At 69.7% G+C, this 25285-nt stretch carries 22 protein-coding genes and 2 pseudogenes; 9 read left to right on the forward strand and 15 right to left on the reverse strand.

The genetic code is table 11. The features are described 5' to 3' along the window. Window positions 1–6: 6 nt before the first annotated feature. From OG936_RS28675 to OG936_RS28690, 4 genes and pseudogenes are all read right to left on the reverse strand, one after another. The gene (locus OG936_RS28675) at window positions 7–1650 is read right to left on the reverse strand and encodes a GMC oxidoreductase (RefSeq protein ID WP_383754164.1); all 1644 of its coding nucleotides are present in this window, start codon (window positions 1648–1650) and stop codon (window positions 7–9) included. Window positions 1651–1826: 176 nt separating this feature from the next. Beyond that, window positions 1827–4286 carry a GTPase-associated protein 1-related protein gene (locus tag OG936_RS28680; protein ID WP_406498580.1) on the reverse strand — a complete coding sequence of 820 codons (2460 nt, stop codon included), beginning with the start codon at window positions 4284–4286 and terminating at the stop codon, window positions 1827–1829. A gap of 446 nt (window positions 4287–4732) precedes the next feature. Then, complete coding sequence (locus OG936_RS28685) at window positions 4733–4978, reverse strand: DUF397 domain-containing protein (RefSeq protein WP_406498582.1); 246 nt, start codon at window positions 4976–4978, stop codon at window positions 4733–4735. Then, window positions 4975–5301: pseudogene (locus tag OG936_RS28690) on the reverse strand (Scr1 family TA system antitoxin-like transcriptional regulator); the annotation flags it as partial. The pseudogene OG936_RS28690 and the gene OG936_RS28685, both read right to left, overlap by 4 nt. A 23-nt stretch (window positions 5302–5324) precedes the next feature. Here OG936_RS28690 and OG936_RS28695 point away from each other — a divergent pair. Next, window positions 5325–5417: pseudogene (locus OG936_RS28695) on the forward strand (IS5/IS1182 family transposase); the annotation flags it as partial. Between the two features lie 17 nt (window positions 5418–5434). Here OG936_RS28695 and OG936_RS28700 read toward each other — a convergent pair. From OG936_RS28700 to OG936_RS28725, 6 genes are all read right to left on the reverse strand, one after another. Beyond that, a complete protein-coding gene (locus tag OG936_RS28700; protein ID WP_406498584.1) occupies window positions 5435–6775 on the reverse strand; it encodes an MFS transporter in 1341 nt (446 codons plus the stop codon). 207 nt (window positions 6776–6982) lie between these two features. Next, entirely contained in the window at window positions 6983–7714 is a 732-nt protein-coding gene (locus tag OG936_RS28705) for an IclR family transcriptional regulator (protein WP_406498585.1), read from the reverse strand. A 169-nt stretch (window positions 7715–7883) separates the two neighbouring features. Beyond that, window positions 7884–8330, reverse strand: coding sequence for a MarR family winged helix-turn-helix transcriptional regulator (locus OG936_RS28710; RefSeq protein ID WP_406498587.1), 447 nt, complete (start codon window positions 8328–8330; stop codon window positions 7884–7886). A 103-nt stretch (window positions 8331–8433) separates the two neighbouring features. Continuing rightward, window positions 8434–9300, reverse strand: coding sequence for a fumarylacetoacetate hydrolase family protein (locus OG936_RS28715; protein ID WP_406498589.1), 867 nt, complete (start codon window positions 9298–9300; stop codon window positions 8434–8436). 42 nt (window positions 9301–9342) lie between these two features. Then, window positions 9343–10380 carry a cupin domain-containing protein gene (locus OG936_RS28720; RefSeq protein WP_406498591.1) on the reverse strand — a complete coding sequence of 346 codons (1038 nt, stop codon included), beginning with the start codon at window positions 10378–10380 and terminating at the stop codon, window positions 9343–9345. Window positions 10381–10401: 21 nt separating this feature from the next. Further along, a complete protein-coding gene (locus tag OG936_RS28725; RefSeq protein ID WP_406384688.1) occupies window positions 10402–11616 on the reverse strand; it encodes an FAD-dependent monooxygenase in 1215 nt (404 codons plus the stop codon). Window positions 11617–12056: 440 nt separating this feature from the next. Here OG936_RS28725 and OG936_RS28730 point away from each other — a divergent pair, with 440 nt between their 5' ends. Further along, entirely contained in the window at window positions 12057–12881 is an 825-nt protein-coding gene (locus OG936_RS28730; RefSeq protein ID WP_406498593.1) for an LLM class F420-dependent oxidoreductase, read from the forward strand. A gap of 273 nt (window positions 12882–13154) precedes the next feature. Here OG936_RS28730 and OG936_RS28735 read toward each other — a convergent pair whose 3' ends face one another. The 3 genes from OG936_RS28735 to OG936_RS28745 all read right to left on the reverse strand — a co-directional run bounded on the left by OG936_RS28735 (window position 13155) and on the right by OG936_RS28745 (window position 15063). Next, on the reverse strand, window positions 13155–13652 hold the full coding sequence (locus tag OG936_RS28735) for a hypothetical protein (RefSeq protein ID WP_406498595.1): 498 nt from the start codon (window positions 13650–13652) through the stop codon (window positions 13155–13157). 212 nt (window positions 13653–13864) lie between these two features. After that, on the reverse strand, window positions 13865–14557 hold the full coding sequence (locus tag OG936_RS28740; protein WP_406498596.1) for an anti-sigma factor family protein: 693 nt from the start codon (window positions 14555–14557) through the stop codon (window positions 13865–13867). Then, complete coding sequence (locus OG936_RS28745; RefSeq protein WP_406498598.1) at window positions 14554–15063, reverse strand: sigma-70 family RNA polymerase sigma factor; 510 nt, start codon at window positions 15061–15063, stop codon at window positions 14554–14556. Before OG936_RS28745 ends, OG936_RS28740 begins: the two co-directional genes overlap by 4 nt. Before the next feature lie 567 nt (window positions 15064–15630). Between OG936_RS28745 and OG936_RS28750 the strand changes: the two genes are divergently transcribed. The 7 genes from OG936_RS28750 (at window position 15631) to OG936_RS28780 (ending at window position 21672) form a co-directional block, all read left to right on the forward strand. Next, window positions 15631–16326 (forward strand): hypothetical protein, encoded by a 696-nt coding sequence (locus tag OG936_RS28750; RefSeq protein ID WP_406498600.1) that lies wholly within the window; start codon window positions 15631–15633, stop codon window positions 16324–16326. 599 nt (window positions 16327–16925) lie between these two features. Next, on the forward strand, window positions 16926–17399 hold the full coding sequence (locus OG936_RS28755) for a DUF2690 domain-containing protein (protein ID WP_406498602.1): 474 nt from the start codon (window positions 16926–16928) through the stop codon (window positions 17397–17399). A gap of 38 nt (window positions 17400–17437) precedes the next feature. Then, complete coding sequence (locus tag OG936_RS28760; RefSeq protein ID WP_406498604.1) at window positions 17438–17866, forward strand: TIGR03668 family PPOX class F420-dependent oxidoreductase; 429 nt, start codon at window positions 17438–17440, stop codon at window positions 17864–17866. Window positions 17867–17973: 107 nt separating this feature from the next. Beyond that, the gene (locus tag OG936_RS28765) at window positions 17974–18114 is read left to right on the forward strand and encodes a hypothetical protein (protein ID WP_406498605.1); all 141 of its coding nucleotides are present in this window, start codon (window positions 17974–17976) and stop codon (window positions 18112–18114) included. 293 nt (window positions 18115–18407) lie between these two features. Next, a complete protein-coding gene (gene tdh, locus OG936_RS28770) occupies window positions 18408–19436 on the forward strand; it encodes an L-threonine 3-dehydrogenase (protein ID WP_406498607.1) in 1029 nt (342 codons plus the stop codon). A gap of 51 nt (window positions 19437–19487) precedes the next feature. Further along, window positions 19488–20681 (forward strand): glycine C-acetyltransferase, encoded by a 1194-nt coding sequence (locus OG936_RS28775; RefSeq protein WP_266749419.1) that lies wholly within the window; start codon window positions 19488–19490, stop codon window positions 20679–20681. Window positions 20682–20739: 58 nt separating this feature from the next. After that, the gene (locus OG936_RS28780; protein ID WP_406498609.1) at window positions 20740–21672 is read left to right on the forward strand and encodes a LysR family transcriptional regulator; all 933 of its coding nucleotides are present in this window, start codon (window positions 20740–20742) and stop codon (window positions 21670–21672) included. A 233-nt stretch (window positions 21673–21905) separates the two neighbouring features. On the opposite strand, the gene OG936_RS28785 is transcribed toward OG936_RS28780, so the two are convergent. Further along, on the reverse strand, window positions 21906–24506 hold the full coding sequence (locus tag OG936_RS28785) for an ABC transporter permease (protein WP_406498611.1): 2601 nt from the start codon (window positions 24504–24506) through the stop codon (window positions 21906–21908). After that, window positions 24503–25192 carry an ABC transporter ATP-binding protein gene (locus OG936_RS28790; RefSeq protein WP_406500649.1) on the reverse strand — a complete coding sequence of 230 codons (690 nt, stop codon included), beginning with the start codon at window positions 25190–25192 and terminating at the stop codon, window positions 24503–24505. The genes OG936_RS28785 and OG936_RS28790 overlap by 4 nt, the downstream gene beginning before the upstream one ends. Window positions 25193–25285: the final 93 nt, after the last annotated feature.

Below are 25285 nucleotides of genomic sequence, written 5' to 3' on the forward strand. Positions count from 1 at the left end.
TCACCGTTACAGGTCGGCGGCGATGATCTCTTCGATGTTCCGTTCGGCGAGCGCGGTGATGGTGACGAACGGGTTGACACTGGTGTTGCCGGGGATCAGCGAGCCGTCGATGACGTACAGGCCGGAGTAGCCGTGGAGGCGGCCGTAGTTGTCGGTGGCCTTGTTCAGCACCGCGCCTCCGAGCGGGTGGTACGTGAGGTGATCGCCCCAGATCTTGTAGGTGCCGAAGAGGTCGGTGCGGTAGATCGTCCCTTCGGTCTTGTTGATCTTGTCGAAGATCGTCTTGGCCGCGTCGATGGACGGCTGCTTCCAGGAGGTCTGCCAGCTCAGATCGACCTTGCTCGTCGCGGCGTTCCAGGAGAACTCGGCTCGGTTCGGGTTCTTGGTGATCGCCAGATAGAACGAGGCGTACGTCTCGATCCCGGTGGGCAGCGGCGCGACCTCGGCGAACGCGCCACCGGTGGCCCAGTTGTCGATGCCGCCCGTGGGTATGGACGCCTGGACGCTGCCGGTCGGGTCCCACAGGTGGTTGGCGCGGCCGCACATGACGTTGCCGTTGTCGCCCCAGCCCTTGCCGATTTCGTCGTTCAGGTGAGGCAGCGCTCCGGTGGCCTTCAGCGTGACCAGCAGCTTGCTGGTGCCGACGCTGCCTGCCGCGAAGAACACCTTGTCCGCGGTCACGGACTTGGTGGCCGTGGTGTCCCCGTTGGTGTCGATCTGGTCGATGACGACGGTGTAGCCGCCACCGGCCGCCGGGGAGACCGAGGTGACTTTGTGCAGTGGAGAGATGGTGACCTTGCCGGTGGCCTTGATCTGGGCGATGTAGGTCTTCGGCAGCGACTTCTTACCGTAGTTGTTGCCGTAGAGGATCTCGCCGTCCAGCGCCGATCTGGGGACGGTACCGGCCGCCTCCTGCTTCATGTAGTCCCAGTCGTACACGGCGGGAACGAAGACGAACGGGAAGCCGGAACGCTGGGCTTGCTTACGGCCGACCCGGGCGTACTGGTAGCACTCGGCGGTCTCGAACCAGGCCGGGTCGATGGTGCCGACCCCGAGCCCGGCGTTGGCACGCGGGTAGTAGATCCCGTACATCTCGTCGGCGTTCACCGACGGGAGGATGGCGCCGAAGTTCTCGCGCTTGGGGGTGACCGCCATGCCGCCGTTGACCAACGAACCGCCTCCGACACCGCGCCCCTGATAGACCGTGATGCCGCCGAATTCCTCGGCGTCCAGGATCCCGGTGTAGCGGGAGATGGCCTTGTCGATGGGGAAGCCGAGGAAGTTGCTGAGGGGCTGTTTGGTTTTGGTACGGAGCCAGTAGGACCGGTTGTCCGGCTGGGTCGTGTTGGCGAAGATCTTGCCGTCCGGGCCGGGCGTGTCCCAGGCCATGCCCATCTCGATCATGTGTACGTCGACGCCGGCCTGGGCGAGACGCAGGGCGGCGACGGAGCCCCCGTATCCGGTGCCGATCACCAGGACCGGGACATGGGTCCCGGACTTGACCGGAGCCGCAGTGGAGACAGCTTTCGCCTGAACCGAGGTGGCGTGGCCGATGAGAGCCATGGCTCCCAGAACAGAACTGGTTCCTGCGATGAACCTTCGACGCGAGACACTCTTGGATCCAGCATCATGCATGGTGGTGTCACTCATGTGGCGTCCTTCACTCTCGACAGAGTGAAACAGGTTCTACTGTCGGTTGCGTGCAAAGTCACTACATACTTATAGGTAACTTCTGCCTGATCACGGACTCAGGGAAGCACGGTCCGGCACAACTGACGCCCGCGGGTTGCCCGAGGACTCGCGGCCTCTTGATGTGATGAGCTTGGCTACGATCGCCGCACCCGTGCTGCCAGCCTGCTGCCGAGCCGTCTGCCGAAGCCACCCGGCCGGTTCCACGCCCGGAACGCCTCCGCCGTGCGGCTGCTGCCCGTACGCTCGGCGGCCTCCTCCACGGCCGCCACCGCGTCGGCGGACAGGCCGCGCACCACGGGCCGCAGCACCTCCTCCAGCAGCGCCGCCCGCGTCTCCCCCCAGGCGCGGCCCGCATGCGGATGTGAGCTCCAGACGGTGAAGCAGTCGGCCACATAAGCCGGTTCGGAACGCAGCCGGGCGTGGACGGTGTCATGCCGGGCGGCCCTGCCGTAGGCCGCGATGAGGTCCGCGTCGTCGCTGTGGACGAACGCGTACAGCTCCGCCTCGGGCCGGTCCGGGGCGAGCAGTTGCCGGGCCAGGGCGCCGAACGCCTGGTCGCGTACGCCCGGCTCCACCGGTTCCGCCCCGGCGTACAGCTTCCGGGCCCGTGCCGCCCAGCCGGGCTCCGCGGTCCCCGACCGCAGCTCCCGCGCGAACTCCAGGAGCAGCAGGGCGCCGCGCGCCCGCGCATCGATGTCCTGCGGGAAGCCGCGCAACAGGTCATGGGCGAGTTCGGGGGCCTCCTCGTCGTCCGCGGGGGCGCCGAGCGCCGCCGCGACGAGAACGGACCACGTACCGGCCGTACGGTGCGCGTCGGAGGTGGTCTCGCTCAGCAGCAGCCGGGCCTCGCCCGGCGTGAGCAGATCCTCGCCCCACACCAGACCCACCCCGGTCCGCAGTACCAGCGGCTCGGTGAAAGGTGACATGCCACCGGCGCGGAGCACCGTGTGCAGCACCTTCATCCGGTCCCCGGCGCCCGCCCTGGCGTCCGGCGCCGCCGCGCACATCCGCAGATGCGGCAGCGCCTGCGCTCCGGTGAACGGCAGGGCGACCCCGGCCAGCAGCCGCTTCGTACCCGCCGGATCGTGCGGGGCGATCCGGTCCAGCTCGCCCAGCAACGCCGTACGGACATCGAACTGTTCGTCCAGGAGGTCGAGCAGTACCGGCGCGCAGCCGGCCGCCCCTTCGTCCAGCAGTGACCGGGCCACCCGGCGTACGACGTCGGGAATCAGGTCCGCGCAGTCCAGGTCCAGCAGCCGCGCGATCCGCAGCAGTTGCACAGTGCGCGCCACACCCCGGCCGGGTGCGGCCGACGACGCGGACGCGGTGGCCGCACCGGTGGCGAGTTCGGTACGCAGGTCGTCGCCCAGAGCCGCGACGAGCGCGGCGGCGGCCCGCTCCCCGGCCGGCCCGGCGAAGGACGAGCGCGCGGGTGGTTCGAGTGCGACATCACCGCCATGCACCGCCTCCGTCACCAGCAGAGCCGCGAGCGACGTGGTCGTGGCGGCCGGGGACCGGCCGTCGAGAGCCGTCAACAACCGTGACACGCAGGCGAGTTCAGTGGTCGTACGGTCGATGCCGGGGGCGGTCAGAGCATCGGTCAGCCGCCGTGTCCGTTCCTCGTCCAGCGCGTACGGCCGCTCGGCGGCCCAGGCCGCTGCCGCGGCCCGCCCGTCGGGGCCGAGCTCGACGCCCGTGCACAGGGCCGTCACGGCGAGCGGTCCTGCGGCGAAGGGCTCGCCGGGCAGCTCCGCCGCCATCCGGAACAGTTCCGGAGACCGGTGCCGCCAGATCCGGGCGCAGGTCTCGGCCCAGGCGTCGGCCACCGGCCCCTCCGGGCGCGGACCGGTGCAGTCGTGCACCCGCAGCCCGCTGTCGGGGCCGGCCGTTGCGGGCGCGTCGTCCGGCAGCACCCCGACGACCTGGTGCGGGGACTGCGCCGGGCGGCGGGTGTATGTCGTGAAGGTCAGCCGTTGCGCGGTCTCCGGCGGGAGCACGGCAGCGGCCAGGGCGATCCAGCGGGCCACATCGGCGCTCTGCCGTTCCACGAGCACCACGCGCGCCGACGACGGTTCCTCGCTCACCCTGCGCAGATCGGCGAAGACCGCCGCCAGCCAGGGGCTCCGGGAGACCGCGAAGTCGTTGAGCGCCTGCGGCCCGGAGGCGGCGGAGGCGGGCAGGTGGGTCATGCGGCCGGGCACCCCGCCGTCCGGCGGCGTGGACGCCCAGTTCGGCGACCGCCAGGCCGTGACCGGCAGCGCGTCGCCCGGCAGCCGGGTACCGGCCGGAAGATGCACCGCGTGCGCGTGGAAACGGCCCGCGCCGGGGCCGCCGAGCGCCACCGTACGGCTCAGCAGATGGCTGCCGTCGGACAGTGCGCTGAAGCTCAACGCCTCGGGAAACGAGCGGAGTTCATCAACGGTCGGGTGGTACGGGGCGGCAGCCGGTGGCTCGTAGCCCAGGAGCTGCTCGGCCTCGGCCAGTACCGGCGTGGGTATGCCCGCGCTGACCGCGGTGAACCGAGCACCGCCCTCGTGGCCGTCCCCGTCGTCCTCCGCAGAAGCAGAGGTGTAATGCAACTGCGCGAGGCTCATGCGTAGGCCCTTTTCGTCCTTGCCGCGAACGTCCCCGTAACGTCAGCACGCTCGCTCCGACGGCCGCCCGTCGAGGGCCGGCCGTCCGGGCGCAGCGACGACCCCGGCGGGGAGCAGTCCGCAATCGCGGGAGCGACGCTATCAAGGCGCGCCCCCCCCGCACGCACGCTGCCGGAAGGTCACGCGGGCGACCTCGACGGAGGTGTTCAGCGGATTCTCGCGAAGAACCCCGTGGCTTGGGTGTGTCAAGTTGAAAGCTGATCTTGGTTGTTGGTGTTGTCAGTGGTCGGTGGGGGTGAGACGGCCGTCGAAGTGGTCCTGGAGGCCGACAACGTCACCGAGCTGGCGCTGTCCTGACGCCTGACACGTGACGCGTGATACCCGCCGTTGCCGCGCACCGGAGTTGATCCGGTGCGCGGCACAGTGCCGTGTCCATCCGCGTCCGGTCAGCCGCTCACGGTGTAGGCGACGAAGCCGGTCCAGGCGGCGGGGGAGAGCGCGAGCTGCGGACCCTGCTCGACCTTCGAGTCCCGGACGTGGACGGTAGTGGGGCAGGTGGCGACCTCTACGCAGGAGTCGCCATCGCCTCCGCTGTAGGTGGACTTGTGCCAGGAGAGGGCGACTTCTACGCAGGAGTCGCCTGAGGGGCTGCTGTAGCTGCTCTTGAACCAGGCCAGGTCTGTGGTGCTCATACCGCTCCTCGCATCCGCTGCAACAGGCCCACGGAGTATTCGAGGGAGTGAGCCTGTGAACGCATCCTGGCATACCGCATCTGGAGCGTGCTGACGACCTTTGGGTCGGACATGAAGTGGCCATGCTCCTGCCCTTCGCCGTAGCCGAACCACTTGTTTTCCGGTGTTTCCAGCAGTTGCATGGGGCCGTGCAGTCCCGCATGGCGTTCGCGTACCTGCGGCATTACCTGGATCTCGATGTTTCGCAGCTGAGACAGGTCAAGTACATGGTCGATGAGCTCCAAGGTGACGGCTCGCCCACCTGTGTGTCGCAGGAAGAGATGGTGATGGCGTCGTCGCCAGTGGGACCGCCGCTTTCGTCACGCGCCGCATGCTCATCCGGCGCTCGACGAGCCGCTGTCGCTGGGACGGCCGTCCCACCACCCGACGCCTCACGTGATCCATTTGCCGGTCGGCCTAAATCGTAGCGGCGGCCTGGTCGGCAGTTGTGACAGCGGGCCTACCGCCGGGCTGCATGAAGAACAACAGCACGCCGGCAGCCGCGAAGATCACGCCGACGGCGATGTAGAGGGCGTGCGGTGTCCAGCCGGCATCCAGCAGCCACCCAGCGGCAGTGGGCGCGACGATGGCGCCGACGCGGCCGACACTGATGGCAGCACCGACTCCTGTAGCGCGCAGACGGGTGTCGTAGATGGCTGGGGTCAGTGCGTAGAGACCCGCGATGCACCCGTTGACGGCGACACCGACGACTGCACCGAAACTGAAGGCCAGGGCAAGATTCTCGGTCGAGGCCGCGAACGCCACCACGAGCAGACCGGAGGCGAACAGATAGCCACGGTTCACCTTCACCAGTGCGTAGCGGGCAGCCAGTACGCCAAGGAGCGCGGTGCCGAACATTCCGCCGAGATTGAGCAGGGTGCCGCCGGTGAGACTCTGGGTGGAGGACAGGCCGGCTTCGACGAGCAGGGTCGGCGTCCAACTGGTCACGAAGTAGAAAGCGGCCATCACCAGGAAGAACGCAGACCACAGCACGAGCGTGACGCGGCGCAGGCCCGGTGCCAGCAGGAGACGGAATCCAGCACTCAGCCGGTGAGCAGCGGCAGCGGGGGGAAGCGAGTCGAGTTCCGCGTGTCCCATGCGCCGGGCAAGGTTGTTGATTTTGGAGAGAGCCCCTGGCGGCCTCTGCGTGATGAGGAAGTCGAGAGACTCGGGCAGCAGGAACATCACCAGGGGAATGGCGACCACGGTGGCTATGCCGCCGGCGAGGAAGACCGAGTGCCATCCGAAGTGGTCGATGAGGGTGACGGACGCGAGGCCGCCGACTGTCGCGCCCACCGCGTAGCCGGTGGAGTTCAGGCTGACGGCCAGACCGCGCCAGCGGCGGGAGGCGAACTCGCCGGCGATGACGTTACTGGACGCAAGGACAGCGCCGATGCCGATGCCCGTGACAATGCGCAGCAATCCCAGCTGCTGCCAGTTCTGACTCGTCGCGGACAGCAGCATGCCCGCAGCCGCCAGCGCCAGACCGCCGAGTATGACGGGCTTTCGTCCGATCCGGTCCGCCCAGGGTGCCACGAGCAGTGCTCCCACGGCCATACCGATGAGGCCGCAGCTGAGGAGGAGCCCCAGTGTGCCGGAATTCAGATTCCATTCACTGGAGATGGTCTTCCCGGTGAAGGCCATGACCAGGACGTCGAACCCGTCGAGCGTATTCAGCAGGACACAAATACCGATCGCAGTCCACTGAAAACGGGTCATGGGCCCGTTATCCAGGGCCTCGCGCAGGGGCGCGCTCACCGGACGACTCGCTGGGTGGCATGGAACTCGAAACGCATGAACATGGGAGCACTCCGTTGTCGACTGCGATAGGGCCGACGCCTTTGAACCAGCTCACATCCAGCGGCTCGCTCCTGCAGTCGGCGCACACATGGTCCGAATCCGGCGCGGCTGTAACCAGCCGCTTTTCCGTATGCCGGGAAACCATTTACTTTGCGAGAGAGCCGGTCAGGAAACGGGCACGTGAAGTGCGCGGTTGATGGCACGGGCGCTGGTGAGGACGAGGTCGGCCAGGGCAGCCGGGGTGGCAGAGCCGCAATGCACGACAAGTGAAACGGCTGCGACGACCTCTCCTTGCGGGGACCGCACCGGCGCGGCCACCGAAAGCGTGTCGAGCGACAACTGCCGGTCGCTCACCGCGTAGCCGCGTGCACGAACCTGTGCCAGCAGCCCTCGTAGCCGGTTGGCATCGGTGATCGTATAAGGCGTGTTACGTACGATGGGCTGTTCCAGCACGTCGTTCTGGACGGAGGCCGGTGCGTGGGCGAGCAGGGCCAGCCCCGCGCCTGTCGCGGTGATGGCGAGTCGGCCGCCTACACGCGTGAGTGTCGGGACTGCGCAGCTTCCCCCGATCCGCTCGACGAACACTGCCTCCGTGCCTTCGCGCACGGCTAGCTGCACATTTTCGCGGGTGACCAGCGAGAGATCCTCGAGGTAGGGCAAGGCTCGCTCGCGCAACCCCTGACCGCGTGGTGCCAGCGAGCCGAGCTCCCACAGGCGCAGCCCGATGCGATAGCGTCCCTGGGCGTCACGCTCCAGTGCTCCCCAGGCAAGTAGTTCCCCCAGCATCCTGTGGACGGTCGAAACGGGCAGTTGCGCTTTTCGCGCCAGCTCGCTGAGTGACAGGTGAGGGGACTGGGCGCTGAAGGCGTCGAGGATCTGTAGGGCGCGGCTGATCACAGGTCCCGTACCGGAGGCGCCTTTGGCCTGTGCTTTTGGGCTGTGTTCCGGTCCGTCGTCCCCGGTTGCGCGAGAGTGGTCTTGCAGCAATGGATGACTCCTCGGACAGATAGAGAGTTTACAAGTCGTCCTGATCCGGCCGGTGGATGAGCCGCGGTGCAGGAGGCTGTCAACTGCCTATTGGCGACGTGACTTCCATGTCGGCGATGGTGCGCAGGACACTCACGGCCGAAGCGCGTTCACTGGCGGGCAGAGCCGACAGAAGCTGTTCGTTGACGCGTTGCGCGGGCGGGATGAGGGAGCTCAGAACGCGGTCGCCATCGTCGGTCAGACTCAGCAGAGTGCGTCTGCGGTCTGCCGCGTCCCGCACCTGAGTGACGTACTGCTGATCGGTGAAGCGGCGGACAATGAGATTGACGGTGGAGCGGTCCAGCGAGATGACGGAGGCGAGAGTGCGTTGATCGATACCGGGCTGCTGCCGCAGAGCGTTGAGAACGGCGAATTGCTGAGAGGTGACCTCTTGGGAAACCTGAGCAGCCCACATTGCGGTATGCACTTGCTCCGCGCGGCGGATCAGATGCCCGATGTAGTTCTCCAGGTTCAGTGCGCGTGCCACGGTGCTCCATCTTTCTTCCGCTGAGGTGGTGCCCTCCTCCCGGACGGCAGGCCCATCCGGGAGTCTACGAGCGAGCGGCATTGCCTCGGTGTGCGCTGTCCCGTCAGCGGGAGTGGTGCCCGGGACGTTGCGCGTAGGCAGTGGCCCCCGACCCGTCCACGCCGACTTCGAGGCGTCCGACGCGCTCGATCTCCAGCACCACGCGATCGCCGTGGCTGAGCGGGCCGACACCCGCTGGGGTTCCGGTTGCGATCACGTCACCGGGGTGCAGTGTCATGACGGAACTTGTGTAAGCGATGAGCTCTCGCACGCCGAAAATGAGATCTGCCGTATTGGTCCGCTGCCGTGTGGTCCCGGCGACGTCACAGCGAAGGTCCAGCGTGTCCGGATCCGGGATCTCGTCCGCGGTCACGATCCAGGGGCCGATGGGAGTGAACGTGTCGAAGGACTTGCGGGTGGAACGGTCTTCGCCGGAGCGGACGGTGATGTCCAGGACGCAGGTGTATCCGAAGACGTAATCGAGAGCGTCGTCACGTGAGACGTGGGAGGCGGTGCGTCCGATGACGACGCCCAGCTCGCCCTCCTGGTCGGTCCGCTTGTCGGTGTAGGGCAGGAGGATGTCCTGACCCGGCCCGATCACGGAGGAGTTCGCCTTGAGGAAGACGCCGAGGTCGGCGACCGAGGTGGTGTACTCCATCTCGGCCTTGTGGTCGAGGTAGTTGACGGGAGCGCCGATGATCTTCCCCGGGCGGGGAAGGGGCGCTTCGAGTGTTGCCCCGGCCAGGGGGGTGTGGGGGACGCCGGTGAGGTCCAGCGGGCCGGTGTGGCCGTCGGCCAGGCGCTCGATGTGGCGGTGCAGCGCGCCTTCGGGCCCGTAGGGGCCGGAGCCGGCGAGCTGTTCGGTCACGTCGATGATGTCGCTGCCGTCGACGAGCCCGAGCCGGCCCTGGTTGAAGAGAGTCAGACGCATGTCATGTTCCTTGCTGTGGTGAGCGGTTGGACGTCCGGGATGTCAGGCGCCGGGGTCAGATGCCTCGGTGCGGTACAGGCCGAGCGAGCGCATCACCGGTTCGTCACTGTAGGAGAAGAGGACGGCGTCCTGAGAGGCGGACGCGTTGAGGTGCCGGTACGAGGCCCAGCCGGGGACTGCGAAGGTGTCGTGTTCGGACCAGTCCAGCCGTACGCCGTCGACCACGGTGGCACCTTCGCCGCGGACCACGTTGAAGATCGTGGACGCTGTGTGCCGGCGGCCCGTTCCCTGGAACCCGGGGCGTAGACGCTGCACCCGGCAGCCGATCGTCGGCATCACCGGGCCACCGGTCCAGGGGTTGGTGTACTCCAGCACGATGCCGTCGATGTCGCTGCCCTCGGCGGTGTCCGCGACGGCGTCGAGGGCGCGTGCGGTCTCCTCCCAGGTGTAGCGGGTGATGGGTGAGTTGGGCCCGTCGGGGGTCAGCCAGGCCGGCGTGAGACGGCCGTGCAGAAACTGCCGACTGCCCGCGTCGTCGGGTCGGGTGACCGGCTGCAGACGCTGCGGGTACTTCTCGTAGAAGCCCGCCTCCAGTGCGTTGACCAGGGGGTAGTCCAGGGCGTCCAGCCAGATCATGGGCGCGTCACCCTGGTGGGTGTGGTCGTGCCAGTGCCAGCCGGGGGTCAGCAGCAGGTCGCCGGGGGCCATGTGGACGCGTTCCCCGTTGACGGTGGTCCAGGCGCCGGTGCCCTCCAGGATGAAACGGAACGCGTTGGAGGTGTGCCGGTGGGCCTGGGCGGTCTCGCCGGGGAGGATGATCTGCAGCCCGGCGTACAGGGTATTGACGGTGGCCGGCGGGTCGATGAGACCGGGATTGACCAGCATCAGTACCCGGCGCTCGGCCTCGTGGAGGGACAGTGTCCGCGAGAAGTGCAGCAGGTGAGGGCGCAGGTCCTGCCAGCTCCAGCGATGGGGGACCGCTCGGCTGCGGGGCTCGGCGGGGAAGAGGTTGCCGTAGAAGCGCCACAGCGGGGCGGCGCCCAGGTTCTCCAGGGCCTTGTAGGCGGCGTCGTCGGTCATGGTGGTCCTCCGTACGGTCGGTCAGACTGCGGAATCGGTGTCGGGGGCCGGTGTCCACACCCAGGAGATGTCGTCGAAGTCGTGCGAGGAACGGGTGGCGAGCAGGGCGTTGCGGACGGCGGCTCCCATGCCCTCCAGGTGGCACAGTTCCCCGAAGCTGCGGGCCGTGGTCTGGATCAGGGCCGCCCGTCCCTGGCGCCGTTTGGCATAGGAGGCGAAGGCGTCGGCCGCGTCTGCGGACTCGACCAGCGCACGGCCGAGGGCTACGGCGTCCTCCAGGGCCTGGCAGGCGCCCTGGGCCAGGTACTGGAGCATGGGGTGTGCCGCGTCGCCGAGCAGGGCGATGCGTCCGTATACCCAGGTGTCGACCGGTGCGCGGTCGAACAACGGCCAGCGACGGTCGCGGGAGACCAGCGGCAATGCGGCACGCACGGCCGGGCACGCGCCGGCGAACCGCTCCTCGAGTTCGGCCTCCGTGCCCCAGTCGTCCGACTCGGGCCGGTAGTGGTCGCTTTCGAAGACCGCGACCTGGTTGTACAGCTCGCCACGGCGCACGGGGTACTGCACGAGGTGCATACGGGGGCCGGCCCACACCATCACCGCCTCCGAGGCGGCAATCTCCGACATACGGCCCGTCATCCGGACGGTGGGCAGCGCGCCGCGGAAGGCGACGTAGCGGGAGCAGACCGGATCACCGTCGCCGACCAGTGCCTGGCGCAACACGGAGCGCAGCCCGTCGGCAGCCACCACTGCGTCGGCCTCCAGGACCTCTGTGGTCTCCGCAAAGTGCAGGCGGACGCCGGAGCCGTCCTGCTCGACGCGGGCGACGGTGCGCCCGGTGCGGAGGGTGATGGCGGGATGTGTCCGGCAAGCGGTCAGCAGGGCCGTATGCAGGTCCGTGCGGTGGGTGACCAGGTACGGGTGGCGAAAGCGTTCGCGGAACGCATCGCTGCGCAGGTCGAGTTCGGTGATCCGGTCACCGTTGAGGGCGTCCATCATGACCAGCCGGGGCGGCACGACGGCCGTCTGCCGCACCTCGGCCAGGACGCCGAGCTCTTCCAGTGCCAGGGAGGCGTTGGGGGCCAGCTGCAGGCCGGCTCCGATCTCGCCGAACTCGGCCGCTCGTTCCACGAGCGTCACCTGCCTCCCCGCGCGGGCGGCAGCCAGGGCGGCGGCCAGCCCGCCGATGCCTCCGCCGACCACGGCGAGTTGCGGGGATGTAAAGGACGACGGCATACGGCCTCCTCGTTGAGACGGGGGATGGGCGGCGAGCGGAACGCGGGACGGTGTCTGCAAGCCGGCCAGCAAGTAGTCAGTACACCAATCATTGGTGTACTGACGATGCTAAGTGCAGGTCGCAGGGGGGTCAACGGGTCGAGGAAGGTTTTCCGCAGCTTGCGCGGTGGTGGAGCGGTAGGGAGGCCGGACTTCGGGCTGGTGTCCAGGTCCGTCCCCGCGCTCACGTGCGTCGCTGGTAACGGCGGGGTGCGAAGCCGAGCGTTCAAATCCAAGAACGCCTCGACCATCGAGGCGACACAGACGAGGGGAACGCTGGACGGGCGCAGCGCGCCGTGATGGTTCTCCCGGGTGGTCATGGGGGCGGGATCACCCGGGGCGGGTAGTCAGGGATCTGTGCCACCTGTGCAGTCCCGTACCCGACCCTTCGAGGAGCCGTCGTGAAATTCGGGGTCTCGACCTTCATCACCGACCAGGGCATCAGCCCGACCTCGCTCGGAACCGCCCTTGAGGAGCGCGCCTTCGACTCGTTGTTCATCGCCGAGCACAGCCATGTCCCGGCGAGCCGCGAGACGCCCTATCCCGGCGGTGGTGAGCTGCCGGAGATCTACTACCGCACCCTCGACCCCTTCGTCGCTCTGACCGCGATCGGTGTGGTGACCGAGCGGCTGCTGCTGGGGACCGGCATCGCGCTGATCCCGCAGCGCGACCCGATCATCACGGCGAAGGAGGTGGCCTCGCTCGACCTGGTCTCCGGTGGCCGCGTGATTCTCGGCATCGGTGTCGGCTGGAACCGTGAGGAGATGAGGAACCACGGCACCGACCCCTCCACCCGAGGCCGGCTCACCGACGAGCGGCTGCGCGCCATGCGGGAGCTGTGGACCGAGGAGAAGGCCGAGTTCCACGGCGAGTTCGTGAACTTCGATCCGGTCTACGCCTGGCCCAAGCCCGTGCAGCGCCCCCATCCGCCGATCTACGTCGGCGGTGGCGAGGGCGCGTTCCGACGGGTGGCGCAGCTCGGAGACGCGTGGCTGGCCAACAGCACGTCGCCGCAGGAACTCGGTCCGCAGATCGAGCGGCTGCGCGCCCTCGCCGACCGCGAGGTGCCGGTGACGGTGTACGCGGCTCCCGACGACCCCGAGCAGGTCGAGGGCTATGCCGGTCTGGGGGTCGAGCGGCTGCTGTTCTACGTACCGACGATGCCGGAACGGGAGACGTTGGAGTACCTGGACCGACTGGCCGAAGTCGCTGCCCGGTACCGCTGAGGTGCCCGAGACCGCTGCGCCTCGGCAGTGGGACCGATCCGAAATCCCGAACCCGCCGTGACTGTTGGGAAGACGTGCGATGCCTGCTCTGACGAGTACTGAGGCACGGGAGCGGTTCGCCGCGGCGGGCATCGCCCAGCAAGATCGGGACCTGTCTGCGACATCGAGGCATCCAGCACGTGATCCCGGAGAAGATCAATCACAAGGCCGCCCGCGTGCGCCGGGGTTCACGCGGCGGACGGCCTCTCACCAGTTGCGCGCCGAGATTGACGATCAAGCCTTCGGCGTCTTGATCTCGGCTCCCTGGGGGGTGAGGGCGTGCCAGACACCCTTCAGTGCCTGGCCGTTGGTGTCACCGGCCGCCTGGTCGCCTGCGAAGAGGTAGACCGGGTGATCCTTGATGGTGAGCTGCTTGGTGCCGTCCTTGCGCGTGACCGAGCCGAGCAGGCTGGAGTCGATGCCCTTGACGTTGGTAGTGGCCGGGACCACCGGCCACTTGGCGGCACAGTCCGCGTAGCAGTTCGACACCGGAGGACTTGTGGTGTCCTTCTCGAACGCGTACAGGGTATGGCCCGCCTCGTTGACGATGATGGTGCCCAGCGTCGGCGACGACGACGTGCTCACCGCCCCGGCAGCGCCGGCGGCATCCGACGAAGCCGGTGCGGATGCTGCGGTGGTTGTGCTGCCGCCGCCGGAGGAGCAGGCGGTCGCCAGGGCGGCGACGGCGAGCGTGATGGCCGCGGCAGATGCGACGCGGGTGTGAATCTTCATCGGGGTAACCCCTTTTGGTAGGAAGTAGGAATTGCGGTGAGGTGGCTTGGGTGCGGCGCCACGCCCGGTTGCCCCGAGTCGCACGTGCTGGGGCAAACGCTTCGCAGGGGCAACGACGTCAGCTCAGTGGCGTGTGGTCCTGCATCAGGGCAGGCGGGACCATCCCGTGGGCCCGGCAGTGGAGCGGTCCGCAGGATGGTGGTCGAGGCAGGTCAGAGTGGTCGGGTCGTGGCGACCAGGCGTCCCGCGTGGTCCATCACGGAGATGGATCGGATGTCGGGAAGGCGCAGGGCACTCGCCCCCGTCACGGCGGCGCTGCCGTTGGGGGTGATCGCCCAGGTGGCCGCCTGTTCCTTGCGGCCGTCCACCGAGGAGACCTGGAGGACGAAGGGTCCTGGTGCTCCTGCGGGCAGGTCGGCCAGGGTGACGCTCACCGCCGTGCCCCAGGGCTTGGCCGTGAGCGTGGCACGGCCGGACACGGAGTACCCGGCGGCCGAGGTGAAGGCCGTGGCCGGGCCGGTCGAGTGCCGGAACGGCAGCATCGACCCCAGTCCGAGCCCGGCAACCACGATCAGGGCCGCAGCCAATGCCAGCCACTGCCGACGAGCCCGGCGCCTGCGTGCGACATCGGCGGCGCGGACCTGCTCCAGCAGACGGTCGAGCCAGGCCGACGAAGCCGGGGGCGCCGCATCGGTGTCGGCCTCGCGCGTGGCCTGGGGACGGGGCGCGGACATGCCCGGGGCACGGCGGAGGAGTCCCGCCAGCGGGGCCGAGTGTGCGAGCTCGTCACGGCATTCCTGGCACGTGGGCAGGTGGGATTCCAGGACGCGGCGGTCGGTCTCGCTGAGACCGCCCAGCACATACGCGCCGATCAGCATGCGCACGCCATCGTGGTCGGTGCTCACCGCAGAACTCCCATTTCTTCAAAGGCTGCGCGCAGGTTGCGTACGGCATAGTAGGCGCGGGACTTGACCGTTCCCTCCGGGATCGTGAGCCGTGACGCGGACTCGGCGACAGTCAGCCCCTCGAAGTACAGCGCCTGGATCACGTCACGATGCTCGCCGGACAAGCGTTCCAACGCTGCGGTAATCACGTGCCCCTCCAGCGCCGCCTCCACATCGTCGGCAGAAGGTACAGCCGCGAGTGCCTCGTTGTCGTGGAGCAGTTCCGGACGCCGCTGCTCAGCGCGCCAGCCGTCGGTGAGCACGTTGCGGGCGATCGTGAAGAGATAGGAGCGGATGGTGGCGTGGCGTGGCTCGATTTTGTTGATGCTGCGCCACGCCCGCAACAGCGTCTCCTGCACGACGTCCTCCGCCTGCTCAGAACTGTGCACGTACCTACGCACGAAGGAGAGCAGCACATCGTGGTGCTCGGTGTACAACGCAGTCATCAACTGCTCGTCCGGCGTCACGCTCGATGTCCTCGTCTCGCAGGCTGGGGTCGCTTGGAGCATCGCCGGGACCGGGCTGCAGGCGGTGGACAGTCCGCGCCCTGGGGAGGCGCGGTACCAGATCCGATCCATCCGACTCACTTCCATACCTGACCGCACCGGCCGGCGTTGTCTTCGAGGGCGGCTGCGACATGCGGTCTCTTACGTCCTGAGGCACTGATCGTGTGCCCTTGCGGCTACGTATACGACGAGCCGGCGGTTTGAGTTCACCCGCAGGCAGCGGACGAATTCGGGTTCTCGCCGTCCGTTGGAGCGAAGGCCCGTCGGGGCCCCAAGTAGCAGGGGTGTGCACAGGAGCGCCGACAAAGGGCCGGCATGGAGACCACGGGCGCGCTGGACGGCATCGCCCGGGGCGCCCTGCGGGACCGTCCGGCGTCACACGGACAAGGAACCACCGGGACGCGACCGTTACCAGCCCCGGCGCGCGCCACCCAACAAGGCATTACTGATCGGCCTGCGGGCTGAACCGAGTGGTGCAGGTGGTCGTACACATGGCTGCAAGCCTCTCAACACTCAGGAGAACAAGTCATGAGGAAGAAGAAGCTCGGCTGGGCCCTCGGCGCGGGTTCGGCCATGGTCCTCGGCCTGGGCGCCGCGGCCTCCGGGCTGTCCAGCGCGAACGCCTCGAGCCCGGACACGTCCGCCTCCACCGCAACGCACCCGGTCAAGGTGGAGGTCTTGGCACCCAAGCGCGGGGACAACGCGGGCGTGGAGGGCAAGGGCTGGATCGTGGACCTGAAGCTCTCCTTCCGGGGCAAGACCCTGGCCCAGACCGGCTTCAACGGGCTCCAGCTCACCGGCCCGGCCGCGCACAACAATATCGCCCCCTTCCCCGGCACGTTCTCCACCGGCCAGGACGACAAGATCCCTGGACTGGTCGTGCTGGACTCCACCACCAACAGCACCCTCCCCGGCTTCTCCGGGCCCGGCACCAACCTGGCCAACCTGTTCAACCTCTCCGGCGTCACCAACCGCACCCCGCACAAGACCGAACTGTGGGACACCTGGATCGTCGGCGCTCCCATCGCGGGCCAGAATGTCGACACCACCCTGACTGTGGCCGTAGTCGACGACCTGGACCACGACGGCAACTACAACGACGCACCCAGCGTCGTGAAGGACCTCAATGGCGATGGGAAGATCGATGCCAAGGACCTGAGCCTGATGGGCGTCGCCTCCAACATCGTCACCGTCCCCTTCCATATCGAGGCCGACTCCGCCTGAACCCCTCAGGTCAGGAGGGCGCCGCTACCAGGCCCGTGAACGCCTGCGCGTGTGCCGAGTGCGCGCCGGGGCTGATGAGACGGAGCGGCGGCGCTGCCGTCTCGCCCGTCATCTGGCATTGCACGTGCTGCACGACTGGGGCATCCCGTACCGCAGCTGCTCGCCGAGACGCGGCTGCGGCAGGCGCTGGACGGGGCCGGGCCGTCCACGACGACCGTCGTCACCCGGGTCGTCGCCGACCAGGCCGAGGCCGAGCGGTCCGGCTTCACCGGCTCTCCGACGGTCCTCATCGACGGCCGCGACCCGTTCGCCGAGCCCGGCGCCACGCCGTCGCTCTCCTGCCGAATCTACCGCACCCCTGGAGGCCCGGCCGGAGCGCCCGGTGTCGGTCAGCTCCGCCAGGCCCTTCTGGAAGCCGCCGGCACCGGAGCCTGACCCCGTACGCCGGGAGCCGTGCCCTGCTCACTGCTCCGCCCGGTCGTGACGCGATCCGACTTTTCACCCGTCGGAAGGGCAAGGTGTCCGATTCGGTGGCGGTCGATCCGCGCGCACCGTACAAATCTCCTGACCAATTCCATGATCCATCAGGAGAGCGACAAATGGTACGTGTGCGCATCACGACTGCGGTAACTGCGATGGCGGCGGTGGGGGCTCTGGTGGTGCCGTCCGTGCAGGCCCACGCGGCGCCGCGGTCCAAGACCGAAGTTCCGGCCCAGGCGCAGTCGTTGGCTGCCGCCGGATGCAAGGGGTCGTCCTGCACGGGGAAGAACCCGCACTCCACGAAGTGCGACCAGGGAGCGAAGACCCTCGACCGGGTCAAGTCGGCCGGTGGTGGTCCCGTGGTCCAGCTGCGGGTGTCGTCCAAGTGCAGTGCCGCCTGGGCGTACGTCCCCAAGGGCTTCGACGGGTTCCGGTTCAAGCTCCAGGTCCACAAGGGTGTGACGTACGTGGAGTCCGCTTCGTTCACCCGTGTCATGTATACCCCCATGGTGTGGTCGAGCTACCGGTACCGGGCGTGCGTAGAGCACTACGACGGTGTCGGCGGAGACTGGGCCTGCACCAAGTGGCACTGAATCGCGGGTAGTTGGCGCATTACCGGGAAAGGAGGGCGATGCCCGCCCTGACGAGTGCTGAGGCACGGGAGCGGTTCGCCGCGGCGCGCATCGCCCACCTTGCGACGGCCGACGAGGCGGCCCGCCCGCACCTGGTTCCGGTGGTGTTCGCCGTGGACGGCGACACGGTGCTGCTGGCCGTGGACGACAAACCGAAGCGGACGACGCGGCTGAAGCGCCTGGCCAACATCGCCGCCAACCCGTCGGTCTGCCTGCTCACCGATCACTACGAGGAGGAGTGGGGCCGACTGTGGTGGGCCAGGGCCGACGGTGAAGCCCGCGTGCTCCCGCCGCCGGACCGGTCCTCCGAGGCAGCCCGCGGCATCAGCCTGCTGAGGGCGAAATACGAGCAGTACGCCGACCGGCCGCCCGGCGGACCGGTGGTCAGGGTTTCGGTTCTGCGCTGGAGCGGCTGGCGCGCGTCGTGAGTTTCCCGGTAGCTGCCCTCGCCCCGTGATGTCCGTGCCGTGTTTGTCCGGGCTGCCTCGTCGCGCCGTTCCTGTTCGCGCTGGGGTTCAGGGCACAGCGCCCGCAGGTGACCGAGCAGCTGCGGGAGGTCGCCGCGCAGTGGGACGCGTCCACCGGATGGACCAAGCCGTACCCGGGCGACAGCCGCGTCCTCGCACCCAACGAGGTGCCGGGCCGCGACAACCCGCCGCAGGAGCTCGCCGACTGATCACGGCACGTTCGCGGGGGCCGGCCGCCCGTTTTCCCTGTTCGGGGGGTGGTCGGCCGCCGGGCCGTGCGGTGCGGGGCATGAAGCGGAGCTGCGGGCACGCTTAAGAAATCCTCGATGGACCTGTGGCGCGGGGTGCGGCAGATTTCTCCGTGACGGCAGAGGATGGAGCGCGGCAGCCGGTCGACGCGCGCTGCCATGCCGTCCCTCTCATTCTTCCCCGGGCCGCAGGCTTCCCCCATGCTGCCCCGGTCCGGGGTACTCAACGCCGTACAGCGCAGGGAGCCGCAGCCGTGAAGGCACTCGTGAAGCAGAAGGCCGAGCCGGGACTCTGGCTGATGGACGTGCCCGAGCCGGAGATCGGCCCCTCGGACGTACTGATCAAGGTGCTCCGCACCGGCATCTGCGGCACCGATCTGCACATCCGGAACTACGACGGCTGGGCCCAGCAGGCCGTACGCACCCCGCTCGTCCTCGGACACGAGTTCGTCGGCGAGGTCGCGGAGACCGGCGCCGATGTCGTCGACATCAACGTCGGCGACCTGGTCAGCGGCGAGGGCCACCTGGTCTGCGGGAAGTGCCGCAACTGCCTGGCCGGACGCCGTCACCTGTGCCGCTCCACGCTCGGGCTCGGCGTCGGCCGGGACGGGGCGTTCGCCGAGTACGTCGCCCTGCCCGCGTCCAACGTGTGGGTCCACCGGACCCCCGTCGACCTCGACGTCGCCGCGATCTTCGACCCGTTCGGCAACGCCGTGCACACCGCGCTGTCGTTCCCGCTGGTCGGCGAGGACGTACTGATCACCGGCGCCGGACCGATCGGCATCATGGCCGCGGCGGTCGCCCGGCACGCCGGGGCCCGCAACGTCGTCATCACCGACGTCAGCGAGGCCCGGCTGGAACTGGCCCGGAAGATCGGCGTCAGCCTCGCTCTCAACGTCAGCGAGGAGACCATCTTCGACGGGCAGAAGCGCCTCGGACTGCGCGAGGGCTTCGACATCGGCCTGGAGATGTCCGGACGGCCCGAGGCGATGCGCCACATGATCGAGAACATGACGCACGGCGGCCGGATCGCCATGCTCGGGCTCCCGTCCGAGGAGTTCCCCGTCGACTGGTCCCGCATCGTCACCTCGATGATCACCATCAAGGGCATCTACGGTCGCGAGATGTACGAGACCTGGTACGCCATGTCCGTACTGCTGGAGGGCGGCCTCGATCTCGCCCCTGTGATCACCGGCCGGTACGGCTACCGCGACTTCGAGGCGGCCTTCGACGACGCGGCGAGCGGCCGCGGCGGCAAGGTCATCCTCGACTGGACCTCCTGACCCGACGCCTTCGTAGACGACGCCACCGTAGACAGCTGGGAGACACCCCTCATGTTCGACTCCGTACGCGACGACATGCGTACCACCCTCGACGAGATCCGGGCCGCCGGACTGCACAAGCCCGAGCGCGTGATCGGCACCCCGCAGTCCGCGACCGTCGCCGTCACCGCGGGCGGCCGCCCCGGCGAGGTGCTCAACTTCTGCGCCAACAACTACCTGGGCCTCGCCGACCACCCCGAGGTGATCGCCGCCGCCCACGAGGCGCTCGACCGCTGGGGCTACGGCATGGCCTCGGTCCGCTTCATCTGCGGCACCCAGGAGGTCCACAAGGAGCTGGAGCAGCGGCTCTCCACCTTCCTCGGCCAGGAGGACACGATCCTCTACTCCTCCTGCTTCGACGCCAACGGCGGCGTCTTCGAAACCGTCCTCGGCCCGGACGACGCGGTCATCTCCGACGCCCTCAACCACGCCTCCATCATCGACGGCATCCGCCTCTCCAAGGCCAAGCGCTTCCGCTACGCCAACCGCGACATGGCCGACCTGGAGACGCAGCTCAAGGAGGCGTCCGGGGCCCGGCGCCGGCTCGTCGTCACCGACGGCGTCTTCTCCATGGACGGATACGTCGCCCCGCTGCGCGAGATCTGCGACCTGGCCGAGCGCTACGACGCGATGGTCATGGTCGACGACTCGCACGCCGTCGGCTTCGTCGGTCCCGGCGGCCGCGGCACGCCCGAGCTGCACGACGTGATGGACCGCGTCGACATCATCACCGGCACCCTCGGCAAGGCGCTCGGCGGCGCGTCCGGCGGCTACGTCGCGGCCCGCGCCGAGATCGTCGCGCTGCTGCGCCAGCGCTCCCGCCCGTACCTCTTCTCCAACACCCTCGCCCCGGTCATCGCGGCGGCCTCGCTCAAGGTCCTGGACCTGTTGGAGGCGGCCGGCGACCTGCGCGAGCGGCTCAATGCCAACACCACGCTCTTCCGTAGCCGGATGACCGAGGAAGGCTTCGACATCCTGCCCGGCGACCACGCCATCGCCCCCGTCATGATCGGGGACGCGGCGAAGGCAGGCCGGATGGCGGAGCTGCTCCTGGAGCGTGGTGTGTATGTGATCGGGTTCTCGTACCCGGTCGTCCCGCAGGGCGCGGCCCGCATCCGCGTCCAGCTCTCCGCCGCGCACTCCACTGCGGACGTGAACCGGGTCGTGGACGCGTTCGTCGACGCGCGGGCCGCGCTGGGGCAGTAGCGCCCGGATCCGCCACCCGGGCGCCGGGGTTGCCTCCGTGACCTGGGACAATGGGCACATGATCGATGCACGGCGGCTGCGCATTCTTCGTGCGGTGGCGGACCACCGTACGGTGACTGCCGCAGCCGCCGCGCTGTATCTCACGCCCTCCGCGGTCTCCCAGCAGCTCGCCGCGCTGGAGCAGGAGACCGGACACCGGCTGGTCGAACGCAACGCGCGCGGCGCCCGGCTCACCGCCGCCGGGGAGATCCTGCTCACCCACGCCAATGCCGTCCTGGCCCAGCTGGAACGGGCCGAGGCGGAGCTCGCCGCGTACGGCGCGGGGGACGCCGGTACGGTCACGGTCGCCGCGTTCGCCACCGGCATCGGCCTGGTCCTCGCCCCCGCGATCGCCGAGCTGACCCTCACCGCGCCCGGCATCCGGGTCCGCGTCCAGGACGCGGAGGGCGACGCGAGTGTGCCGATGGTGCTGGACCGGCAGGTGGATGTCGCGGTCGCCGTGGAGTACCGGGGCGCGCCGGGCGAGGACGACCGGCGGCTGACCCGGGTGCCGTTGTACTCGGAGCCGTTCGACGCGGTGCTGCCGGTCGGGCATCGGCTGGCCGGCCAGGAACAGGTGGCGATCGCCGACCTGGAGAAGGACCCGTGGATCGGCCCGTACCCCGGCAACCCCTGCCATGACGTGGTGGTCCTGGCCTGCGAGTTCGCCGGGTTCCAGCCGAGGCTGGAGCACTCCTCGGACGACTTCCGCGCGGTGGTCGCGCTGGCGGGTGCGGGCGCCGGGGTGGCGCTGGTGCCGCGGTCCGCGCTGCGCGGAATGGACCTCACGGAGGTGGTGGTCCGGCCGGTGGAGGGCAGCGCGCCGACCCGCCGGGTCTTCGCCGTGGTGCGGCACGGCGCGGAGGGGCATCCGCTGATCGCGCCGGTGCTCGACGCGCTGGCCGCGGCGGCGGCACGGGAGACGGCGCTGCCGCTGCCGGCTACGCCGTGACACCCGCCCGGGGGATGTCCGCAGTCCTGGCGCGCTCGCCCTGCGGCGGGTGTTGTCCTCAATCGCCGGACGGGTACCGAACTGGTCGTCACGGAACGGGCGGTGAGCAAGCGCATCGGCTCGATCTCCGCCGAACTCGGCCTTCAACCGGACGACGGCACGGTGCACCGGCGCGTGCTTGCGGTGCTGGGGTAGCTGGAGGGCAATGGGGCGGGCTGACGACAGCCGGTGCGCTATCCGGCGTCGACCACCGGGACTCCTGGGGCGAAGCGGTCGACGGCCGCAGCCAGTCGGGTCCGGTCGAGACGCCAGCCCGCGACCGTCCGCGAGGCCAGGACCACGTCCGCGGGGACGCCCGGCACGAATGCTTGCGCTGTGGCTTGCGCGAACCGCCCCTGCCCGGGCCCGGGCAGCGGGGCTGCTCCGGGGCGGCGGGCGACACCGACCCAGGGTATGTTCGCTGCGGACTGCTGCCGCCAGAGAACTATCGCGGTGATGTCCTGCCAGGGCACGTGCGCCGTGGTCGCCCGGTAGCGTGCGGGGGATCCGCCGAGGAGCACCCCGGTCTCGTCGACGCGGAACGCCGGCTTGCGGCTCATGGCGGTGAAGGCCATGAAGAGTCCGCCGCCGCCGAACAGCGCGAGGCCCAGTCCCCGCAGGACGGGCGAAGCGTCCGCCACCAGCAGGATCACGGTGAAGACAGCCGATGTGGCAACGACGCCCAGTGTCTTGCCGTCCCAGCCGTACCGCACCTCGTACACCGGAGACATTTTGTCTGTGGTCATGGGCGGATCATGACAATTCCCGGCGCCGTTGGGAAGAGTGGGAGTTCGTCCGGCAGCGCACCTCACGCCGACCCGGAGCGGGTCCGAGCGGTTGTCGTGCAGGTCCTCGAAGACCGCGACGGCAGGCTCAGCGGCGAACTCGCGGCCGGTCACTGACCGGTGACCCAGCACGCGCGGCCCGGAGGCCCCGGCCCGATGGCCCGGGCGGGATGGTCCGCACGCGCACACCGCCCGCGCCGCAGCGGCCGGCAGCCCGGCGACCGGGCCCGTCGCCACCAGATCCGCCCGGAGCGCGGCAGCGGCCTGCCGGTCGGCGGCCTGCTCCAGCGTCGAACCGGCCGTCAGCTGTACGCAGACGAACGCGACGACCAGCACGATCGGGGTGATCGCCGCACCGAGCCGCCGGTGGTGCGCGGTGGCGGACCTGGCGGCCAGGAAGCCGGAGACCCCGCCCAAACGCCGTACCGGCGTACCGAGTACCCGCATCGCCACCCGGGCGATCCGGGGACCGAGCAGCGCCACCGCGATGATCAGCGAGGTCGCCGCACCCGAGGCGGCCACCGCGGCGGCCTGTCCGCCCTGCGCCGTAGCCGCGCCCGCCGAACCGGCCCCCGCCACGGCCAGCACCACTCCAAAGACCGTACGCACCCGGCCCGGCTCGCCCGGCTCGGGCGCACGGGCCGCGTCCAGTGCCGCGGCGGGCCGCAGCCGGGTGATGGACCTGGCGGCGAGCATCGACACCGGACGCGCCGCGAGCGCGACGAGCACCGTGGCCGTGGCCCCCGCGGCGAACGGCAGCCACACCGGCACGGGCAGCGGCAGCGGGTCCGTGGTCAGCAGCGACCGCATCAGCAGACCCAGCGGCACGCCGCCGATTCCGCCCAGCACCGCCGCGACGCCGGTCACCCGGCTCACCTCACGTCCGACGGCCGACCTGAGCTGCCGGGGCGTCGCCCCGACCGCGCGCAGCAACGCCAGTTCGCCGGAGCGCTGGTGGACCGCCTGGGACAGGGTGGTCGCGATCACCAGGAGCGCCACCATGAGGACGGTCCCGGCGATGGAGGCGAGCAGGGGCAGCAGATCGCCGCGGGCGCCGAGCGCGCCGACGTACTCGGCCTGCCCGCGCTCCGAGCCGGTGAGGATCCGGATCCCGCGGTCGCCGTGCGCGCGGTCGGGCAGCGCCGCTGCCAGTGACGCCAGCAGCGTGCCGGCCGGGACGCCCTTCTCGGCGACGATGCCGATGGCGTCGACCGTGCCGGGGTGTCCGGCCAGGGCCGTCAGCCGCTGCTCGGTGAAGAAAACGGCGGGGGCGGCGCCCCGGTGCGCGGTGTCGGCGACGCCGCTCACGGTGTAGACGCGGGGTGCCCCGTCCAACTGCAATGTCACATGACTGCCGGGCTTGCTTCCGGCCGCTGCCGCCAGCGCGCGGTCGATGACCACCTCGGAGGACGTCGTCGGCGCGTGTCCGTCCGTCAGCCGGTACGGAGTGAGCACGGCGGACTCCCAGGACCGTCCGACAGCCGAAGCCGCGCCCGCCCCGCCGGGTGCGCCGGGCCCGGTGCTCCCGCCGCTCACGGTCACCGGCACCGAGTCGTCCACGACCGCCTTCGCGACCCCGTCGGCGGCGGCCGCCTTCCGCACCACCGAGCGGTCGAGGCGGACCCGTTCGGGCAGATACGTCGTGGCGGTCTTCGGCTCACTGCCCCACGGCTTCGCCGTGTACGTCACCTTCTGATCGGCCGCCACCACCGCGTCGGCCCCCGCATAGCGCTCCACCGGCGGCTGCGCCGGCAGCAGCGAACCCAGGACGAAGGCGAACGCGCCGATCAGCGCGGCGGCGGCCGTCGTCGCCGCGAACACCGCCGCCCACGCCAGGCGATGGGTCTTCAGCGAACGCCGGGCGAGGAATGCCGACGCCCGCCGCACCCCGTGCCGCACATCGGTGCGCGGCCTACGCGTGCCCGTGCCCGTGCCCGTGCCTGTGCCCGTGCCTGTGCCCGTACCCGTGCCTGTGCCCGTACCCGTGGACGTATCCGTACGCTTGCTCATCGCAGTCGGCCGCCGTCCATCGTCAGCACGGCGTCCGCCCAGCTCGCCGCCACCGGATCATGGGTGACCATGACGACCGTACGGCCGTCGATCCGTACCGCGTCCCGCAGCAGCCCGAGCACCAGCGTCGCCGACTCCGGGTCCAGGGACGCCGTCGGCTCGTCAGCGAAGATCACATCGGGCTCGGTCACCAGCGCCCGCGCCACCGCGACCCGCTGCTGCTGGCCGCCCGAGAGCGTCGCGGGGCCCTGCGCGCCGCGCCCCGCCAGGCCGACCCGGGCCAGCAGGTCCCGGCCGCGGGCCAGCACCCGCTCGGCCGCCGGATCGGCGCCCGCCAGTACCAGCGGCAGCACGACGTTCTCCTCGATGTTCAGCGAAGGCACCAGATTCAGGGCGTGCGACTGGAAGACGAAACCGATGCGGTCCCGGCGCAGCCGGGTCAGCGCGGCCTCGGACAGCGTGTCGAGATCCGTGCCCCCGACCCGTACCGTCCCCGAGGTCGGACGGTCCAGGCCCGCCGCGCATTGCAGGAACGTGCTCTTCCCCGATCCCGAGGGGCCCACCACCGCGGTGAAGCTTCCGGCCTGGACCGCGCAGCTCACCGCGTCGAGCGCGACCGTCTCCCGGTCGCCGCGGCGCCCGTAACGTCGGCTCACCGACTCCAGACTCAGTGCGGTCGCCCGCATCGCCGTGATCGTGTCCACCGTCGACTCCACCCGTTCCCTGTCCTGCTTCATGCTCGGCCTCGTCCCTTCTGACCTGGGTAGACGCTATGAGCG

The organism is Streptomyces sp. NBC_00846, from assembly GCF_045207325.1.
In the GTDB taxonomy this organism is placed as follows: domain Bacteria; phylum Actinomycetota; class Actinomycetes; order Streptomycetales; family Streptomycetaceae; genus Streptomyces.

Bases quoted from the DNA above. Each gene is read 5' to 3' on its own strand.
- OG936_RS28685 (WP_406498582.1), bottom strand. From the start codon at position 4,978: ATGAGCACCACAGACCTGGCCTGGTTCAAGAGCAGCTACAGCAGCCCC.
- OG936_RS28785 (WP_406498611.1), bottom strand. From the start codon at position 24,506: ATGAGCAAGCGTACGGATACGTCCACGGGTACGGGCACAGGCACGGGT.
- OG936_RS28715 (WP_406498589.1), bottom strand. From the start codon at position 9,300: ATGCGTCTGACTCTCTTCAACCAGGGCCGGCTCGGGCTCGTCGACGGC.
- OG936_RS28790 (WP_406500649.1), bottom strand. From the start codon at position 25,192: ATGCGGGCGACCGCACTGAGTCTGGAGTCGGTGAGCCGACGTTACGGG.
- OG936_RS28680 (WP_406498580.1), bottom strand. From the start codon at position 4,286: ATGAGCCTCGCGCAGTTGCATTACACCTCTGCTTCTGCGGAGGACGAC.
- OG936_RS28725 (WP_406384688.1), bottom strand. From the start codon at position 11,616: ATGCCGTCGTCCTTTACATCCCCGCAACTCGCCGTGGTCGGCGGAGGC.
- OG936_RS28775 (WP_266749419.1), top strand. From the start codon at position 19,488: ATGTTCGACTCCGTACGCGACGACATGCGTACCACCCTCGACGAGATC.
- OG936_RS28720 (WP_406498591.1), bottom strand. From the start codon at position 10,380: ATGACCGACGACGCCGCCTACAAGGCCCTGGAGAACCTGGGCGCCGCC.
- OG936_RS28780 (WP_406498609.1), top strand. From the start codon at position 20,740: ATGATCGATGCACGGCGGCTGCGCATTCTTCGTGCGGTGGCGGACCAC.
- OG936_RS28735 (WP_406498595.1), bottom strand. From the start codon at position 13,652: ATGAAGATTCACACCCGCGTCGCATCTGCCGCGGCCATCACGCTCGCC.
- OG936_RS28755 (WP_406498602.1), top strand. From the start codon at position 16,926: ATGGTACGTGTGCGCATCACGACTGCGGTAACTGCGATGGCGGCGGTG.
- OG936_RS28760 (WP_406498604.1), top strand. From the start codon at position 17,438: ATGCCCGCCCTGACGAGTGCTGAGGCACGGGAGCGGTTCGCCGCGGCG.
- OG936_RS28750 (WP_406498600.1), top strand. From the start codon at position 15,631: ATGAGGAAGAAGAAGCTCGGCTGGGCCCTCGGCGCGGGTTCGGCCATG.
- OG936_RS28675 (WP_383754164.1), bottom strand. From the start codon at position 1,650: ATGAGTGACACCACCATGCATGATGCTGGATCCAAGAGTGTCTCGCGT.